This window comes from Phytohabitans aurantiacus (assembly GCF_027923225.1).
Lineage (GTDB): Bacteria > Actinomycetota > Actinomycetes > Mycobacteriales > Micromonosporaceae > Phytohabitans > Phytohabitans aurantiacus.
The window spans coordinates 191,248-209,317 of the sequence record NZ_BSDI01000032.1; the positions used below are offsets into that span (position 1 = coordinate 191,248).

Consider the following 18,070-nt stretch of genomic DNA (forward strand, 5'->3'; position numbering starts at 1 on the left):
CGAGAGTGTTAACGCTCACGTGGCACCTCGTCAAGGGCTTCACTTAATTGTGATGTGCCGGGTGGGCCCGTGGAAGACTTCGGTACCGATCGATTTAGATCGCCACTTGACGTCCAGAGGTGTGAGCGTTAACACTGCCACCACACATTCGTAACCGGCCGGAGTTGGGGGAGGTGCTCATGACCGGCGAGCGCCGAGTGCGCGGCAAGCCGGTGATGATGGATGTCGCCCGGCTGGCCGGCGTCTCGCATCAGACCGTGTCGCGAGTGCTCAACGAGCATCCCAGCGTGCGCAGCGAGACCCGCGAACGTGTCCTGCGCGCCATGGAGGAGCTGGACTACCGCCGCAACTCGGCCGCCCGGGCGCTGGTGACCAACAGGTCGCACACGCTCGGGCTGGTCACGTTCGACACCACCCTCGTCGGTCCATCGTCCACTGTGTACGCGATAGAGCGTGCCGCCCGCGACGCCGGATACTTCGTCAGCGTCGCGAGTGCTCGCTCGCTCGACGAGGGTTCGGTCGCGAACGCCATCAACCGGCTGCGCGAGCAGGCGGTGGAAGGCATCATCACGGTGGCGCCGATGGATTCGGCACTGGCCGCGCTGGCACGCGTGCCGGCCGACATCCCGCTCGTCGGCATCGGCGTCGGTGAGGCCATGGGCGTGCCCATGGTGAGTGTCGACAACATCGCTGGCGCGGCGATGGCCACCAAGCACCTCGTCGACCTGGGCCACGCCACGGTCCACCACATCTCCGGTCCACCCGAGTGGCCCGAGACCCGGGAACGGGTGACCGGTTGGCGCACCACCTTGCGGCAGGTCGGGGCTCCGGAGGCGCCGGTGCTCTCCGGCGACTGGAGTTCGCGTTCCGGCTACGAGGCGGCGCGCATGCTCGCGTCCGATCCGAACGTCACCGCGATCTTCTGCGGCAACGATCAGATGGCGCTCGGTGCGCTCCGGGCCCTGCACGAGGCGGGGCGCGACGTGCCGACCGAGGTGAGCGTCGTGGGGTTCGACGACATACCCGAGGCGGCGTACCTGCTGCCGCCGTTGACCACGGTGCAGCAGGATTTCGCGGCGCTCGGGCGCGCCAGCCTGGAGCTGCTCGTCGAGCAGATCACGGCTGGTGTGCGTACCCAGCAGCACATGCGGTTCCCACCGGAACTGGTGGTGCGGGAAAGCACGGGTAGATGAGGAAACCAACGGCACGGGCTGGTCGTGTGAACGCTAACAACCACCGGAGGCGTCAGTGCGCAGATTCGCGTCGATCGCCGTGCTCGTTATGCTGACCACCATGCTGGTCGGCACCGGGCCGGCGCAGGCTTCACCCGGAGTGCAATACACCAATTCGCTGATCGCTCAGCGGGCCGACCCGCACATCGTCAAGCACACCGACGGGTTCTACTACTTCACCGCGACCGCTCCCGAGTACGACCGCATCGTGATGCGCCGGGCCACCACCCTCCAGGGCCTCGCCAGCGCCGCCGAGACGGTCATCTGGCGAAGGCACACCAGCGGCGAGATGGGTGCGCACATCTGGGCACCGGAAATCCACTACATCAACAGCCGGTGGTACATCTACTTCGCCGCCGGGCGTACCGACGACGTGTGGGCCATCCGCCCGTACGTCCTGGAGAACACGAGCGCGAACCCGCTGACCGGTACCTGGACCGAAAAGGGCCGGATCGCGTTGCCGCTCAACACATTCTCCCTCGACGCCACCACTTTCGTCCACAATGGAACACGCTACTTGAGCTGGGCACAGAACGACCCGGCGGTGGGCAGCGGCACCAACCTGTACCTCGCGCCCCTGTCGAACCCGTGGACGATCTCGGGCACACCGGCGCGCATCTCCGTGCCGACGCTCTCGTGGGAGACCATCGGCCACCGGGTGAACGAGGGCCCCGCCGTGATCCAGCGCAACGGGCGCGTGTTCATGGCGTATTCGGCCAGCGCCACCGACGCGAACTACTGCATCGGCCTGCTGACCGCGTCAGCGACCAGCAACCTCATGAATCCGTCGTCGTGGACCAAGAGCGCGCAGCCGGTCTTCGCCAGCAACGCGAACACCAGCCAGTACGGGCCGGGACACAACTCGTTCACGGTCTCCGAAGACGGGCAGAGCGACATCCTCGTCTACCACGATCGCAGTTACCGGGACATCTCCGGCGACCCGCTCAACGACCCCAACCGGCGCACGCGGCTGCAAAAGCTCTACTGGAACGCCGACGGTACGCCCAACTTCGGCATCCCGGTCGCGGACGGCGTGACGCCGTACCGGCTCAGGTCGTACAACGTCACGGACCGCTTCATCCGGCACTGGAACTTCCGGGCCCGGCTCGACCCCAACGTGACCGTGCTCGCCGACTCGCAGTTCCGGATCGTGACCGGGCTGACCGGCAGCGGCACGGTGTCGCTGGAGTCGACCAACTACCCCGGTTACTTCCTGCGCCACCGGAACTACGAGCTGTATGTCGAGCGCAGCGACGGCTCGACGCTCTTCCGCAACGACGCGACGTTCTACCGCCGCGCGGGGCTCGCTGACTCCGCCGCGGTGTCGTTCGAGTCGTACAACTTCGCTGGGCGGTACATCCGGCACTCCAACAGCCTCATGTACGTCCAGCCGGTGAGCACCGCGACCGACCGCGCGGACGCCACCTACATCCTGGAATAGCGGCTGGACCCCGAGGCCGTGGGCTGGGGCTGGGCTAGGCTTTTCTCGTGATCAACTCGCACGCGTACGTCTCCAGTCCCGCCCCCGGCAACGGGCGCCGCCAGCCGCGCGCCTGGTTCCGCTCCGACGCACCCACCGTCGACCTCGACGGCGAATGGCGGTTCCGGCTCGCCGCCCGCCTCGCCGACGCGACCGACGGTTTCGAGGCGCCGGACTTCGACGACGCCGGCTGGGACCTGCTCGACGTGCCGTCGTGCTGGCAGATGCACGGATACGGCGCGCCCGCGTACACGAACGTCGTCTATCCGTTTCCGATCGACCCGCCGCGCGTGCCGGACGCGAACCCGACCGGCGAGTACCGCCGCGAGTTCACGCTCCCGGACGGCTGGCCGGCTGGCCGGCGCGTGCTGCGCTTCGAGGGCGTCGACTCGTGCTTCGCGGTATGGCTGAACGGTGAGCTCCTCGGCGACGGCAAGGGCAGCCGGCTGCCCACCGAGTTCGACGTGACCGGTGTGCTGCGGCCGGGCCGCAACGTGCTGGCGCTGCGCGTACACCAGTGGTCGGCGGCCAGCTACCTCGAAGACCAGGACATGTGGTGGCTGTCGGGCATCTTCCGGACCGTCCGGGTGCTGTGCCGCCCCGATGGCGCCCTCGACGACTTCTTCGTGCACGCCGACTACGACCACATCACCGGTCAGGGCACGCTCCGCGTGGAGACGGACGCGCCGGCCCGACTGAGCGTGCCGGCCCTGGGCCTGCACGACGCCGACCCCGCCGGACCGCACGTCATCGAGCGGGTCACGCCGTGGACCGCGGAGGCGCCGCACCTGTACGACGGCGAACTTGTCGCCGGCGGCGAGCGCGTGCCGGTGCGGATCGGGTTCCGCCGGGTGGTCGTCGAAGACGGCCTGCTGAAGGTGAACGGCCAGCGCCTGCTGCTGCGCGGCGTGAACCGGCACGAGTGGGATCCCGACCACGGCCGGACGCTGAGCCGCGAGACGATGCTGCGCGACATCCTGCTGATGAAGCGGCACAACATCAACGCCGTCCGCACCAGCCACTACCCGCCCAGCGCCGAGTTTCTGGACCTGTGTGACGAGTACGGGCTGTGGGTCGTCGACGAGTGTGACCTGGAGACGCACGGTTTCCACATGGTGGGCTGGCGGGACAACCCGGTCGACGATCCACAGTGGCTGGACGCCTGCCTCGACCGCATGGCGCGGATGGTGGAACGCGACAAGAACCACGCCAGCGTCATCATGTGGTCGCTCGGCAACGAGTGCGGCACCGGCGCCAACCTCGCCGCGATGTCGGAGTGGGCGCGCACCCGCGATCCCGACCGTCCCATCCACTACGAGGGCGACTGGAACAGCACGTACGTCGACGTCTACAGCCGCATGTACGCGAGCCACGCCGAGGTCGAGCTGATCGGGCAGGGCACGGAAGAGCCCACGAAGGACCCCGAGGCCGACGCGCACAGGCGCGGCCTTCCGTTCATTCTTTGCGAGTACGCCCACGCGATGGGCAACGGACCCGGTGGCCTCAGCGAGTACCAGCGCCTGTTCGAGGAGTACCCGCGGTGCCAGGGCGGCTTCGTGTGGGAGTGGATCGACCACGGCGTACGCACGAAGACCGCCGACGGGCGGGAGTTCTACGGATACGGCGGCGACTTCGGCGAGGTACTGCACGACGGCAACTTCGTCGCCGACGGGCTCGTCTTCCCGGACCGCACGCCCTCGCCCGGCCTGATCGAGTTCAAGAAGGTCATCGAGCCGGTCCGGATCGAGGTGGATCCGGACGGGCGGACCGTGCGCGTGCGCAACGGGTACGACTTCGTGGACACCGGCCACCTGTCGTTCTCGTGGCGTGCCCTGGACGGTGCCGAGGGCGAGCTCGACGTGCCCATCCTGGCACCGGGGGAGAGTGTGACCGTCGACCTGCCCTACACGGGCACCGACTGGGTCACGGTCAGCGCGACCCTCGCCAAGGACGAGCCGTGGGCACCTGCGGGGCACGAGATCGCCTGGGGTCAGGCGGGCACTCCGGTCGCGGTGACGCCACCGGCACCAGCGGCGAGTGCCACTGTGGACGGTGACCACATCGTGGTGGGGCCGGCGGTCTTCGAGCGGGTCACCGGCACGCTCTCGCGCATCGGGGACCTCGACGTCGAGGGGCCCAGGCTCGACCTGTGGCGGGCGCCGACCGACAACGACCTGCGCGGCTGGGGCGAGGGAAGCGTCATGGCCACCGCCTGGCGCGAGATCGGCCTGCACCGGCTGGAGCACGCCGTTCTCGCCGTCGAGCCGGGCGCCGAGGGCCTGACAGTTCGCACCCGGGTCGCCCCGGCCGGCACCGATCTCGGCATCCTCGCCACGTACACGTGGTGGACCGCCGGCGGGCAGCTCTGGCTCAGGCTCGACACCGAGCCGGTCGGTCCATGGCAGGTTCCGTTGCCTCGCCTGGGGTTGCGGATGTCGCTGCCGACCACACTGGAGCCGGACACTGTGGACACGGTCACGTGGTTCGGGCTCGGCCCCGGCGAGGCGTACGGGGACACCACGGCCGCCGTACGCGTCGGCACGTACACGCACACGGTCGACGAGCTGCAGACCCCTTACGTGTACCCGCAGGAGAACGGCAACCGCCGCGAGGTGCGCTGGGCGGAGGTCGCGGGGCTTCGCATCACGGGCGCGCCGCACTTCGACCTGACGGTGCGGCCGTGGACCAGCGAGGATCTGGCGGCCGCGACGCACCCGACGGATCTGGTGCGCCGCGACCGGCTGTACGTCAACCTGGACGTCGCGCAGAACGGCATCGGCACCGCGTCGTGCGGCCCCGGCGTCCTCCCCCAACACCAGCTGACGGCAGCCCCCGCATCACTAACCCTCGCCTTCGAGCCTCAGTAGGCGGCGCGGCGGGCGGTGTTGAGTATGCGCTGGGCGTCCTGCTCTGTCAGGGCGCCCAGCGCCTGCCACGCCTCGACCACGGCCTTTACGCGCACGATCAGGGCGTGGTGGGTGCGGAACGGGGCGTCGGCCCACACGTCGTCGAGCAGCGTGGTGCCGTCGGCGCGTGCCGGGTTGGCCACTCCCGAGTCCAGCCCGGCGAAGACCACCCGCGGCTCGACCCGCTCGACGTACGCGTGGGTGGGATCCTCGGTGCCCTCGAAGAACGGCGCGAACTCGATGCCGCCGACCGTGAAGTGCAGCGGCTTGTCGGGTACGGGTGTGAGCGCGCCGGCCAGATCGCCGCTCAGCGCCGCGGTGGGATACAGGGCGACCGGCAGGTACGTGGTGCGAGCGTCCCGCCCGACGAGGTTGATGGGGCCGTAGAAGAGCGTCTGCGTGGTCGGATCGTCGAGCGCCCGCTCCACCCGCAGCCGGAACGGCATCCGCACGCGCACGGTGTCGCCGTCTCGCCACGTGCGCGAGATCGTGAAGTACGTGCCGGGCACCGGGACCCGGGTCAGTACGCGGTCGTTGACGGTCACCTCGAACCCGTCGCGCGCCCAACTCGGCACCCGCAGGTGCAGGTCGAACGCCGCCTTGCCGCGCACGGTCAGCGTGGTGCCCTGCTCGAACGGGAAGCTGGTGCTCTGGGTGACCGTGACGCCGCGCCAGGTCACTGTGGACGGACTGAAAAGGTTGACGTACAACCCGTTTTCGCTCTCGAAGTACACCGAGTCCTGGTACTTCGTCGCGCTCTCCATGCCGGTGCCCTCGCAGCACGTGGTGCCCTGCTTCGGCGTGTAGTCGCGCACGTGCCCGGGCACCAGCCCGATGAAGTAGGTGACGAGCGGCTTCTCGGCATCCGGACGGTCCTGTTTGGAGCCGAGTACCTGGTTGTAGAGCGCCCGCTCGTAGTAGTCCATGTATTTCGGGTCCTGCTCGTGGAAGAACAGCATCCGGCTGAGCTTCAACATGTTGTACGCGCAGCAGGTCTCCGCGTTGGTGTCGCTGAGCGTGCCGGCGATGACGCCCGGCGCCCGCCAGAACTCGACGGTACTGGTGCCGCCGATGCCGTACATCCGGGTCGGCACCACCATGCGCCAGAAGTTCTTCGCCGCGGTCAGGTACCGCTCCTCGCCGGTCTCGTCGTGCAACCGCACCAGCCCGGTCAGGATCGGGATGTGCTGGTTGGCGTGCATGCCGTCGAGGATGTCCTGACCGGCGACGCAGGAGTCGATGAGCCGGTCGAGGTCGAAGAGGCGAGCCAGCGCCAGGTGCTCGGCCTTGCCGGTGACCGCGTGCAGGTCACAGATCGCCTCGACGATGCCGCCGAACTCACCGCTGGAGAAGATGCCCCACATCCGCTGGCGCGTGCTCTGCGGCAGGACGGACAGGCGCGAGTACATCCAGTCGCACATGCCGCTCGCGAGGTCGAGCGCCCGCTCGTCACCGGTGTTCAGGTACGCGTCGAGCAGCCCGCGCAGGATCTTGTGTGCCGTGTAGTACGGCGCCCACACCACCGTGTAGTTGCCGCTCGTCATCGACTCCAGCGTGATGAACTGCGTCTCCGGGTACGCCGCGAGGAAGCCGGGGTGGCTCGGCCCGCCCCAGGTGCGGCGCAGCGTCGCGTGCTGCCCGCGCCCGGACGCGTCGGTGAACGTGCCGCCGGTGGTCTCGTCGAACGCCCACGAGGCCAGGTCACCGGTCGCCGGCGCGATCTGCAGGGCGGCCACCTCAGCGGCGCTCAGCGCGCGGGACCAGACGTTCACCTCGTCGAAGGCGCCGGCGAAGACCGGATCACCGGAGAAGTTCGACCGGCCGAGCCAGTTGTTGGTCAGCGTGCCGAGCGCGGCGGGGCTGAGCGTCATCCCGGTGTTCGCACCGACCGCGATGCCATTGACGTACAGGGTGCCGGTGCCGCCCGCGATCGTGACCGCGATGTGGCTCCACTGGCCCAGCGGCAGCGGTGCCGTGCCGTTGATGCCCTGCTCGCCGCCCGGCCCGGTGGTGGTGATGGCGAATCGCGGCACGCCGCTGCCGTTGCGGGCCGCCAGGTACAGGTATCGCGTGGTGTTGTTGCCGAAGTCGAAGACCCTCGCCCAGTTGCCGCCGTGCGCCGGTTTGACCCACGCGGCGATGGTGATCGCCGCGGCGCCACCGAGCGCCGTCGCCGGCAAATCCACGTACTGGTAGGAGCCCCGCGCGTTCTCGACCGCCGTGCCGAACCGGCCCGGGACGCTCAGCACGGCGGGCGGCCGCCGCAGCGCCTCGCGGACGTCGACGAGGGCACCCACCATGTACCGGATGCGGTCGGCGAAGACCGCCTCGCCCGTGCTGCCGTACGCCTGCGAGAGCATGGTGAGGAAGTGGCCGGTGAAGTGGCCGCGCAGGTTGCCGTTCGCCTCGCCGTCGAGCCCCTCCCAGCCGCCGGGAGCGACGGCGCCCAGTGTGGACAGTCCGGCGTTGGCGCGAAAGACCTGGAGCATCCGGTCGACGTCGTATCCGCGGCCGAAGTCGAGCATCAGGCGGCGCTTGTCGGCGAAGAGACCATCGCCGAGCGAGACGTCCTTGAGCGCGAACGGCCGGACGCTCCAGGCTGCCGGCGTGGCGGCTGACGCTGGGTTGCCGATAGACGCACCGATCGCGGGTGCCGCCGCGATGAGTGAGGCGTTGCGAAGGAAGTGGCGGCGGGGGAGTGCCATGTCGGCCCCTCTGTTAACGTTAACACCCACGGTCTGAAACATATCCTTAACCGCTGGGTCGGTTACGTCAAGACCTCGGGCCGCAGGTGGCGAGGCTGCACCAGCGGCGCTGTCCACTGTGGTCGATGAAAAGCCAGCCGCAGCGCGGGCTCGGGCACGCGCACACCGACCATCTCCGGGGATCGGCCAGCAGGTCGCCCGCGCTGCGCGCAGCGGCGTACAACGGCGCGCGCAGGCCGGCCTCGCGAGACAGGCGCCAGCGCCCCAACCCGTCCGGGCCACGCTCGTACACCGACATCCGCGCCGCCGCCTCGACGCATCGGGCCACCGCGGCGAATGCGGCGGTGTCGTCCGGGTCGGTGAGGCACGAGTACAGGTCAGCGCGGAGCGCCCGAGCCTCGTCGAGGACCGCTGACGCGCCCAGCGGATCGAGCCGCGCCTCGTCGAGCAGGCGGTTCACCGAGGCGTCGTCGACGAGATCCTGGTAGCCGGCCCACACGGCGAGCGCCGGATAGCCACGGAGCCACTCCGCCCCGGGCATCCGTTCACCGCCCCAACCCGCGTACGTGTTGCAGAAGTCCAGAGCGGGGTGGCCGCCCACGCTCCACGGCAGCCAGACCTCGCGGACCCGCACCGCGTACACCGGCGCCGCCGGCCGCTCCAGCCGCGGGTCACCGCTCAGGATGCGCTGGTGCACCGTCTCCAGCTCCACGCCGGGCTCCACGCCCAACTCGCCGGCGAGCGCCTTGTACGCCAGCTCGTAGAGGCGCAGCGCGTCGGCCTGGCGGGCGGCCCGGTACAGCGCGGTCATCACGCTCGCGACGAGCCCTTCCCGCGTGGGGTACGCCTCGGCGAGTTCCATCAGGACGGCGATGACGCGGTCGTGGTACCCCATATCGAGCTGGACCTGCGCGCAGAGCTCGGCGGTCGTGAGGCGCAGGTCTTCGAGGCCGGTGCCGACGCGGCGGCGCAAGCCGTCGCCGGCTAGGCCGGCGAGCAGCGGCCCGCGCCACAGCCCGAGCGCCTCGGTGCCCAACTCCACGCGCACGGCGGGGTCGGTAGCCGTGGCCGCGCGGCGTGCCAGCTCGGTGAAGCGCGCCGCGTCGACGGTGTGGCCGCCCGCGTCGACCGCGTAGGCGTCGCCGCGGGTCTCGACGTCGACGCCGTACGGGGTGAGCGCGGCGCGCAGCCGGTTGACGTACGTGTGCAGGGTGCCCCGGGCGCTGGCTGGCGGGTCGCCGTCCCACACCAGGTCGACCAGCCGGTCGATGGCGACCGCGTGGCCGGCTTCGAGCAGCAGGATCGCCAGCAGGCGGCGCTCCTGGCGCCGCAGGCCGACCGGGACGGGCCGCCCCTCGTGCCGCGCCTCGAACGGCCCGAGCAGTTGGAACTCCATGCCGAAATGGTTGCATGGTGAGCCCGTGGTGAGCCGCCTCGATGAGACTTCCGCCATGCGTAAAATGATCATTGGGATCGTGTCTTTGCTGGCTGTCATCGTGGCGGCCGAGCCTGCCGCGGCGGCGACCGGCGGCGGCTGGGTGCCCGCGCCGTCCTCGCCCTGGGAGGTGCCGGCGGGTGCCCGGTGCGACTTCCCCGTGCGCGCCGAGCCGGTGGTCGACGAGGTGCGGACCCGCGTGTTCGAGCGGTACCCGGACGGCTCCACCAAGCGCGAGGCGTACGTGGGTGACCTCGTGCTGAAGGTGACCAACGTGGCGAGCGGCGCGTCTGTCGAGGTGGACCTGAGCGGCAGCGCCATGGTCAAGATCGCCCAGGGCGGGACCGTGGTCTCCGACTCGGTGTGGGCCGTGGTCGGGCCGGCGCTCTTCGGGTTCCGCGAGGGCGGCGGCAACCGCCCCCGCGGAATCTACGTCTTCGACGGCCTCTACACCATCGCCTTCGACGCGGCGTCGTACAAGACCGTCACGATGTACCACGGCACCGAGCGCGAACTCTGCGCCGAGCTTTCGCGCTAGCGGGTCGCGCCGGCGCGGCGCTTGTTGTAGATGTCGAACGCCACCGCGACCAGCAGCACCAGGCCCTTCACGACGGACTGCGTCGACTGGTCGACGCCCATGAGCTGCATGCCGTTGCTCATGACCGCCATGATGAGACCGCCGACCACGGCACCCTGAACGGTGCCCACGCCGCCGGCGACAGCGGCGCCGCCGATGAACGCGGCGGCGATCGCGTCGAGTTCGAACATGTTGCCGGCGGCGGGTTGGGCGCCGTTGGCCCGCGAGGAGTAGATGACGCCGGCCACGCCCGCCAGGAAGCCCATGTTGACGAAGATCCAGAAGTTGACCTTCTTGACCTTCACGCCGGACAGCATCGCCGCCGACAGGTTTCCGCCGATCGCGTACACCTGGCGGCCGAAGACCGTGCGCTGGGTCACGAGCCCGTACGCGAGCACGAGCACCGCGAGGATGATCAGCACGATCGGCAGGCCGCGCGCGTGGGCGAGCTGCCAGGCGAAGTACATGACGACCGCGCCGACCAGCAGCACCTTCGTGACGAACAGCGGGAACGACTCCACCGGCTGCTGGTACCGGATGCGCGCCAGGCGGGTCCGGAAGCCGAACACCGCGTACCCGCCGACCGCGATGGCCGCGATGAGCAGCGTGAACGCGTCGTAGCCCTGGCCACCGATCAGACCGTTGAGGAACCCGTTCGCGACCTTCTGGTACTCGGACGGGAACGGCGAGAGCGAGATGTTGTCGAGCACCTGGAGCGTGAGCCCGCGGAACAGGAGCATGCCGGCGAGGGTCACGATGAACGCCGGAATCCCGACGTACGCCACCCAGAAGCCGTGCCACGCGCCGACCGCCACGCCGACGGCCACCGCCGCCACCATGCCGGCCCACCACGGGTAGTCCTGCTGGATGACCAGTACCGCCGAGACCGCGCCGGTGAGCGCGACCACCGATCCCACCGACAGGTCGATGTGGCCCGCGATGATCACGATCACCATGCCGATCGCGAGCACCAGGATGTAGGAGTACTGCAGGACGATGTTGGTGATGTTGCCCGGGCTCAGCAACACCCCGTCCGTCAGGACCGCGAAGAGCGCGATGATGGCGACGAAAGCGACGTAGATGCCGCTCTGGCGCAGGTTGCGCATGATCAGCGTACGAGGGTCACTGATCCCGGTGTGCAACGCCGCGGCAGGGGCGCTCTCCGACGCGGTCTCCTCCGCCGCCGTGGGTTTGGTGCTTGTCATGCGGCGAGCTCCTTCTCCTTCGTCATGAGCGCCATGAGGTTTTCCTGCGTGGCCTCGGCCACCGGCACTTCGCCGGTGATGCGGCCGGCAGAGAGCGTGTAGATGCGGTCACAGATGCCGAGCAGCTCGGGCAGCTCGGACGAGATGACGATGACGGCCTTGCCGTCTGCCACCAGCTTGTTGATGATCGTGTAGATCTCGTACTTGGCGCCGACGTCGATGCCGCGGGTTGGCTCGTCGAGGATCAGCACGTCAGGGTCGGTGAGCAGCCACTTCGACAGCACCACCTTCTGCTGGTTGCCGCCGGAGAGCTGGCCCACGACCGACATGACGGTCGGCGTCTTGATGTTCATGTCGCGGCGCTTCTGCTCGGCCACTTTGATCTCTTCGTTGCCGTTGACCCAACCGGCGCGGGAGAGCTTGCCGAGCGCCGCCGCGGAGATGTTTCGGGCGACGTCCGCGATGAGGTTGAGCCCGTACCGCTTGCGGTCTTCCGTGGCGTACGCGATGCCGTTGTCGATCGCCTCGGCCACGTTGCGGGCCTTGACCTCCTTGCCGTGCATGAAGATCCGGCCGGAGATGTCGCGCCCGTAGGAGCGGCCGAACACGCTCATCGCGAGCTCGGTGCGGCCCGCGCCCATGAGCCCGGCGATGCCGACCACCTCGCCGGCGCGCACGTTGATGTTGGCGCCCTCGACGACGTTGCGGTCCTGCACGGGATGCCGGACGGTCCAGTCTTCGATCCGGAGCACCTCTTCGCCCGGCGACGAGACCCGGTCGGGGTAGAAGCTCTCCAGGTCGCGGCCGACCATGCCGCGGATGATCCGCTCCTGCGTCACGTCTCCGGCGCGCATGTCGAGCGTCTCGACGGTCTTGCCGTCGCGGATGACCGTGGTGGAGTCGGCGATCGCGGTGATCTCGTTGAGCTTGTGCGAGATCATGATGCAGGTGATGCCGCGCTCCTTCAGCTTGCGCAGCAGGCCGAGCAGGTGCGCCGAGTCGATGTCGTTGAGGGCGGCGGTCGGCTCGTCGAGGATCAGCAGGCGCACCTCTTTCGACAGCGCCTTGGCGATCTCGACGAGCTGTTGCTTGCCGACGCCGAGCTGGATCACCGGCGTCACCGGGTTTTCGGCCAGCCCGACAGACTCCAGCAGCTTGCCCGCCTCGGCGTTCGTACGGTGCCAGTCGATGAGCGAGCTGGCGCCCTTGCGCTCGTTGCCGAGGAAGATGTTTTCCGCGATGGACAGGTACGGCACCAGGGCAAGCTCCTGGTGGATGATCACGATGCCGACGTGCTCGCTGTCGCGGATGCCGTTGAAATGCACCGGCTGCCCGTCGAAGATGATCTCGCCCTCGTAGCTGCCGGTCGGGTACACGCCCGACAGCACCTTCATGAGCGTGGACTTGCCAGCCCCGTTCTCGCCGCAGATGGCGTGGATCTCACCCCGCTGAACGGTGATGGAGACGTCCTGCAGCGCCGTGACGCCGGGAAACCGTTTGGTGATCCCGCGCATCTCGAGAATGGCGTCGTCCATGATTCTCCTTGTTGCGTGAAAGAGGATCGGGCCCGGCGGCCTAGTACCACCGAGCCCGATCCCCGGTCTTACTTGGCCTGACCGGCGGCGACTTCCTCAGCGGTGTAGTAGCCGGAGTCGATCAGTTCCTTCTTGATGTTGTCCTTGTAGACGGTCACGACCGGCAGCAGGTACGACGGGACGACCTTGACGCCATTGTCGTACGTCTTGGTGTCGTTCGCGGTCGGAGTCTTGTCCTGCAGGAACGCCTCGGCCGCGATAACGGCCTGCTCGGCCAGCAGGCGGGTGTCCTTGAAGATCGTCGAGTTCTGGACCCCGTCGTTGATCAGCTTGACCGACGCGATCTCGGCGTCCTGACCGGTGACCGGCGGCATCGGGTTGGCGGCCGAGCCGTAGCCGGCGTTCTGCAGCGCGGTAATGATGCCGCGGGACAGGCCGTCGTACGGCGACAGCACGCCCTGGACCTTGCTGCCGTCGTTGTAGCTCTTGGTCAGCAGGTCTTCCATGCGCTTCTGCGCGGTCTCCTGCTGCCAGCGCAGGATCGCCACCTGCTCGATCTTCGTCTGGCCCGACTTCACCTTCAGCGTGCCCGCGTCGATGAACGGCTTGAGGGTGTCCATCGCGCCGCTGAAGAAGAAGTGCGCGTTGTTGTCGTCGAGCGAGCCGGCGAACAGCTCGATGTTGAACGGCCCGGTCGCCGTGCCCTTCGAACCGTCGGCCTTGAGCAGGCCAAGGCCCGTCAGCAGCGCGTTGGCCTGGGCCACGCCGACCTTGTAGTTGTCGAAGCTGACGTAGAAGTCGACGTTCTTGCTGTCGCGGATCAGCCGGTCGTACGCGATGACCGGGATCTTCTTGTCGGCCGCCGCCTGCAGCTGGCTGCTCAGCGCCGTGCCGTCGATCGCCGCGATGATCAGGACGTCGGCGCCCTGGGTGATCATCTGGTCAACCTGCTGGGACTGGGTGGGGATGTCGTCGTTCGCGTACTGCAGGTCGACCTTGTACCCCTTCGCCGTCAGCTTCTCCTTCACGGAGTTTCCGTCGGCGATCCATCGCTCGGAGGTCTGTGTCGGCATCGACACACCAATGGTCAGGTCGGCGGGCTTGTCTCCGCTGGTGCTGGAGTCGTCGCCCGCCCCTTCACCGCCGCAGGCCGCGAGGCTGAGCGCCAGCGCGACGCTGCCAAGAGCGACCAAGATCTTTCTGCTCACAGGCTTTCCTCTCTCAGGAACCGGTGCGTGCCTGACGCTCAGGTAACACCAGATGGACAGCGTTAACGTTCACATCTCTCTCGTCAAGGTCCAGGATGGGCATCACAGTGTCACGTTCTTGTAACACGGTCATGATCTTCAAACCCGGATAGATGCGGTTCAGCGCTGCCCGTAGACGTTCTGGTACCGGTCGTACAGCTTGTCGACATCAGACTGCGCGATCGGGACCAAAGGCCCCAGGGAGCGCGCGATGTGCACGGTGCGTGCCACGTCTTCGCACATTACCGCCGCTTTGACCGCCGCCTTCGCGTTCTTGCCGATCGTGAAGACACCGTGATTTTGCATGAGCACGGCCGGCGAACGGTGACCGCTCAGCGTCGACACGATGCCCTTGCCGATGTCGTCGTTGCCGATCAAGGCGAACGGGCCAACCGGGATCTCGCCACCGAACTCGTCGGCCATCGCGGTGAGCACGCACGGGATCGCCTCGGCGCGCGCCGACCACGCCGACGCGTATGTCGAGTGGGTGTGCACCACGCCGCCGACCTCCGGCATGGCGCGGTAGACGTACGCGTGCGCCGCCGTGTCGCTCGACGGCGACAGGTCACCCTCGACGAGCTTGCCGTCCAGGTCGCAGACCACCATCGACTCGGGCGTCAGGTCGTCGTACGAGACGCCGCTCGGCTTGATCACGAAGAGGTCTTCGCCCGGCACCCGGGCTGAGACGTTGCCCGCCGTCCACACCACGAGCCCCCAGCGGATCAGGTCGTGATGTAGCCCGACGAGTTCTTCCCTCAGCTTGTCGATGCTCATGCGTGTGCCTCGTTCCGGATCTTGCGGAGGCGGTGCAGCACGTCGTTCGTGCCCCGCCCGAAGTAGTCGTGCAACTGCCTGTACTCCTCGTAGAGCGCGTCGTACGCCTTCGCGCGCTCGTCGTCGGGCTCGTAGACCCGCCGCTGGACGCGGCCCATGGCCGCGGCGGCGGCCGGCACGTCGGGGTAGGCGCCCGCGGCCACCGCGGCGTGGATCGCGGAACCCAGCGCGGGGCCCTGCTCGGAATCGATGACCGAGATGGGACGGCCGGTGACATCCGAGTACATCTGCATGAGGAAGCGGTTCTTCAGCAGGCCACCGGCCGCCACGAGCTCCCGCACGGGTACGCCGGAGCCCTCGAACGCGTCGACGATGGTGCGGGTGCCGAAGGCGGTGGCCTCCAGCAGCGCCCGGTACACCTCTTCCGGCTTGGTGGCGATCGTCAGGCCGACGATCACGCCGGACAGCTCGTGGTCGACCAGTACCGAACGGTTGCCGTTGTGCCAGTCCAGCGCCACGAGGCCGTGCTGGCCGACCCGCTGCGCGGCGGCCAGTTCGCTCAGGTACACGTGCGGGCTGACGCCGCGCCGGGCGGCCTCGTCGCGGTACTCGGCCGGCAGCGACGAGTCGACGAACCAGGCGAAGATGTCACCGACGCCGCTCTGGCCGGCTTCGTATCCCCAGCTGCCCTCCACGATGCCGCCCTCGACGACGCCGCACATGCCCGGTACCTCGGCGAGGGTCGTGCCGTTCATGACGTGGCAGGTCGACGTACCCATGATCATGACCATCTGACCCGGCTCGATCGCCTGCGCGGCCGGCGCGGTCACGTGCGCGTCGACGTTGCCCACCGCGACCGCGATGCCCTCGGGCAGGCCCGTCCACTCCGCGGCCTGCGCGGTCAGCCCGCCGGCGCGGGCGCCGAGCGGCAGCAACGGGAAGTCGATCTTCTCGACGAAGTCGGCGAAGCCGGGGTTCAGCGCCGCGAGATACTCGCGGCTCGGGTACTGGCCGTCCTGGCGGATGCCCTTGTAGCCGGCGGTGCACACGTTGCGGGTCTCGGTGCCGCTGAGCTGCCAGATGATCCAGTCAGCGGCCTCGATCCACCGCTCGGCCCGCCCGTAGACCTCCGGGTCCTCCTCCAGCAGCTGAAGTCCCTTGGCGAACTGCCACTCCGAGGAGATCTTGCCGCCGTACCTGTTGATCCACGGCTCGCCGCGCTCGTGAGCGAGCGCGTTGATGCGGTCGGCCTGGCCCTGGGCGGCGTGGTGCTTCCACAGCTTCGGGTACGCGTGCGGGCGGCCTTCGTATTCAGGCAACCAGCACAGTGGCGTGCCATCGCTTGTCGCGGGCAGCACCGTGCACGCCGTGAAGTCGGTCGCGATGCCGATGACGTCGGCCGCGTCGATACCCGCGGCGGCCACCGCTGCGGGCACGGCCGTCCGGAGAACGTCGATGTAATCCTCGGGGTCCTGAAGCGCCCAGTCGGGCGGAAGGGCCTCGCCGGTGGTGGGCAGCGCGCGGTCGATGACGGCGTGCTTGTACTCGTGGACGGCGGTGCCGACCTCGGTGCCGTCGTCGACCCGGACCACGAGGGCCCGTCCCGACAGGGTCCCGTAGTCGACACCTACGACATACCGGTCACTCATGGGGTGGTTGTGTCCTTTGTGGTTGGTGTTGTTTGTTACTCGGGGGCGCTTGTGCTGTCACGGATGACGAACTGGGGTGGTATTACCAGGCGGCGGCGGGTGCGTGGTGCGCCCTCGACCTGCTCCAGCAGCAGTTCCAGGCTCCGCCGGCCCACATCGCTGAACTCCTGCCGCAGCGTCGTCAGCGGCGGGGAGAAGAACTCGGCCTCCGGGATATCGTCGAACCCGACGAGGCTCATCTGGCGCGGCACGGAGATCCCCGCCTCGCCGAGAGCGCGCAGGGCACCGATGGCCATCTGATCGTTGGCGACGAACAGCGCCGTCACCTTCGTCTTCTTTTCGAGCAGTTGCTTGGCCGCCGCGTATCCCGAGCGCGGGCTCCAGTCGCCACGCACCACCTCGGGCACCGCGCGGCCCTCCGCGACCAGCACGTCGCGCCAGCCGCGCTCGCGCTCCTGAGCCTCGTACCAGTCGGACGGGCCGGCGATGTGCCCCACGCTGCGATGGCCCAGCGAGAGCAGGTGGCGGGTCGCCTCGGAAGCCCCGAGGTACTGGTCGACCGCCACTGTCGGGAGTGGACCCTTGCCACCCTCGACCGCCACGACGGGAACATCCTTGGGAACATGCCGGAGCGCGGCGGTGGCCGCCACATGCGGCGTGATCGCGATAATCCCTTCGACCGCCTGCGAGGCGAGCGCGTCGAAAGCGTCCCGCAGCGTACGCCGTTCGAGGCTGGGCAGGCTCGCGATGCTGACCGAATAGTCAACTTCCCGGGCGGCTCGCTCGATCGCCAGCAACATCGACGCCGGCCCGTAAAGCGTGGTGTCCACACTGATCACTCCGAGCGTGCGCGTGCGACCGGTGACGAGCGCGCGGGCCGCGACATTGGGGCGGTATCCGAGCTCGCTCATGGCGGCGAGCACGCGCTGGCGCGTGACCTGGCTCACGGTAGGCTGATCGTTGATGACCCGGGAAACCGTCATGTGTGACACGCCGGCCAGCCGCGCGACGTCGACCATCCCGGGCGACCGCCGAGGAGCTCGGGCGTTCGCGGGTGCGCCGTTGTCGGGCCGTTTCGCCATGCGTTTTTCGCCTGTTCTGTAGGGCTGTTCACGTTAACAGGCATGCTTCCGGGCGGCTTACTCTCTGTCAAGAGCACCCCGCTCACATTTCCTCCACATACGGCCCGTTCTCGGTCCCTGTCCCCTTCGCGCTCGTCCCTCGCGGGCTTGCGGCGCCGTTCCCCGCGCTCGCGGCGGCGCTCCCGCGCCGGCGCTCTCCTCGCCGATCAAGGGCGAACGCACGTGGTTGGATCTCTCTTCCGC

General features: G+C 68.7%; 12 protein-coding genes. 4 read left to right on the forward strand and 8 right to left on the reverse strand.

Going from position 1 to position 18,070, the window contains the following annotated elements; translation table 11 throughout:
- Nucleotides 1–179: 179 nt before the first annotated feature.
- The 3 genes from QMG73_RS28700 to QMG73_RS28710 are packed head-to-tail and all read left to right on the forward strand — an operon-like array spanning nt 180 to nt 5,579.
- Nucleotides 180–1,193: a LacI family DNA-binding transcriptional regulator gene (locus tag QMG73_RS28700; RefSeq protein WP_281900769.1), complete on the forward strand. Its 1,014-nt coding sequence runs from the start codon at nt 180–182 to the stop codon at nt 1,191–1,193.
- Nucleotides 1,194–1,248: 55 nt separating this feature from the next.
- On the forward strand, nt 1,249–2,673 hold the full coding sequence (locus QMG73_RS28705; RefSeq protein WP_281900771.1) for a family 43 glycosylhydrolase: 1,425 nt from the start codon (nt 1,249–1,251) through the stop codon (nt 2,671–2,673).
- Between the two features lie 47 nt (nt 2,674–2,720).
- Nucleotides 2,721–5,579: a glycoside hydrolase family 2 TIM barrel-domain containing protein gene (locus QMG73_RS28710; RefSeq protein WP_281900773.1), complete on the forward strand. Its 2,859-nt coding sequence runs from the start codon at nt 2,721–2,723 to the stop codon at nt 5,577–5,579.
- Here the strand turns inward: QMG73_RS28710 and QMG73_RS28715 are convergent.
- Both QMG73_RS28715 and QMG73_RS28720 read right to left on the reverse strand, forming a co-directional pair.
- Nucleotides 5,573–8,323: a beta-L-arabinofuranosidase domain-containing protein gene (locus tag QMG73_RS28715; RefSeq protein ID WP_281900776.1), complete on the reverse strand. Its 2,751-nt coding sequence runs from the start codon at nt 8,321–8,323 to the stop codon at nt 5,573–5,575. The genes QMG73_RS28710 and QMG73_RS28715 overlap by 7 nt on opposite strands.
- Before the next feature lie 67 nt (nt 8,324–8,390).
- Nucleotides 8,391–9,719, reverse strand: coding sequence for a BTAD domain-containing putative transcriptional regulator (locus QMG73_RS28720; protein ID WP_281900778.1), 1,329 nt, complete (start codon nt 9,717–9,719; stop codon nt 8,391–8,393).
- A 79-nt stretch (nt 9,720–9,798) separates the two neighbouring features.
- On the opposite strand from QMG73_RS28720, the gene QMG73_RS28725 reads away from it, so the two are divergent.
- Nucleotides 9,799–10,296, forward strand: coding sequence for a hypothetical protein (locus QMG73_RS28725; RefSeq protein WP_281900779.1), 498 nt, complete (start codon nt 9,799–9,801; stop codon nt 10,294–10,296).
- Here the strand turns inward: QMG73_RS28725 and mmsB are convergent.
- The 6 genes from mmsB to QMG73_RS28755 all read right to left on the reverse strand — a co-directional run bounded on the left by mmsB (nt 10,293) and on the right by QMG73_RS28755 (nt 17,827).
- Nucleotides 10,293–11,540, reverse strand: a complete 1,248-nt coding sequence (gene mmsB, locus QMG73_RS28730; RefSeq protein WP_281900781.1) for a multiple monosaccharide ABC transporter permease — start codon at nt 11,538–11,540, stop codon at nt 10,293–10,295. The two genes, QMG73_RS28725 and mmsB, sit on opposite strands and share 4 nt — an antisense overlap.
- Complete coding sequence (gene mmsA / locus QMG73_RS28735; RefSeq protein ID WP_281900782.1) at nt 11,537–13,075, reverse strand: multiple monosaccharide ABC transporter ATP-binding protein; 1,539 nt, start codon at nt 13,073–13,075, stop codon at nt 11,537–11,539. The genes mmsB and mmsA overlap by 4 nt, the downstream gene beginning before the upstream one ends.
- Nucleotides 13,076–13,143: 68 nt before the next feature.
- Nucleotides 13,144–14,283, reverse strand: coding sequence for a multiple monosaccharide ABC transporter substrate-binding protein (chvE, locus tag QMG73_RS28740; protein ID WP_281900784.1), 1,140 nt, complete (start codon nt 14,281–14,283; stop codon nt 13,144–13,146).
- A gap of 159 nt (nt 14,284–14,442) precedes the next feature.
- Nucleotides 14,443–15,096: an L-ribulose-5-phosphate 4-epimerase gene (locus QMG73_RS28745; RefSeq protein ID WP_281900786.1), complete on the reverse strand. Its 654-nt coding sequence runs from the start codon at nt 15,094–15,096 to the stop codon at nt 14,443–14,445.
- Nucleotides 15,093–16,745, reverse strand: coding sequence for a ribulokinase (gene araB, locus QMG73_RS28750; protein ID WP_281900788.1), 1,653 nt, complete (start codon nt 16,743–16,745; stop codon nt 15,093–15,095). The genes QMG73_RS28745 and araB overlap by 4 nt, the downstream gene beginning before the upstream one ends.
- Nucleotides 16,746–16,780: 35 nt before the next feature.
- Entirely contained in the window at nt 16,781–17,827 is a 1,047-nt protein-coding gene (locus tag QMG73_RS28755; protein WP_281900790.1) for a LacI family DNA-binding transcriptional regulator, read from the reverse strand.
- Between the last annotated feature and the right edge of the window lie 243 nt (nt 17,828–18,070).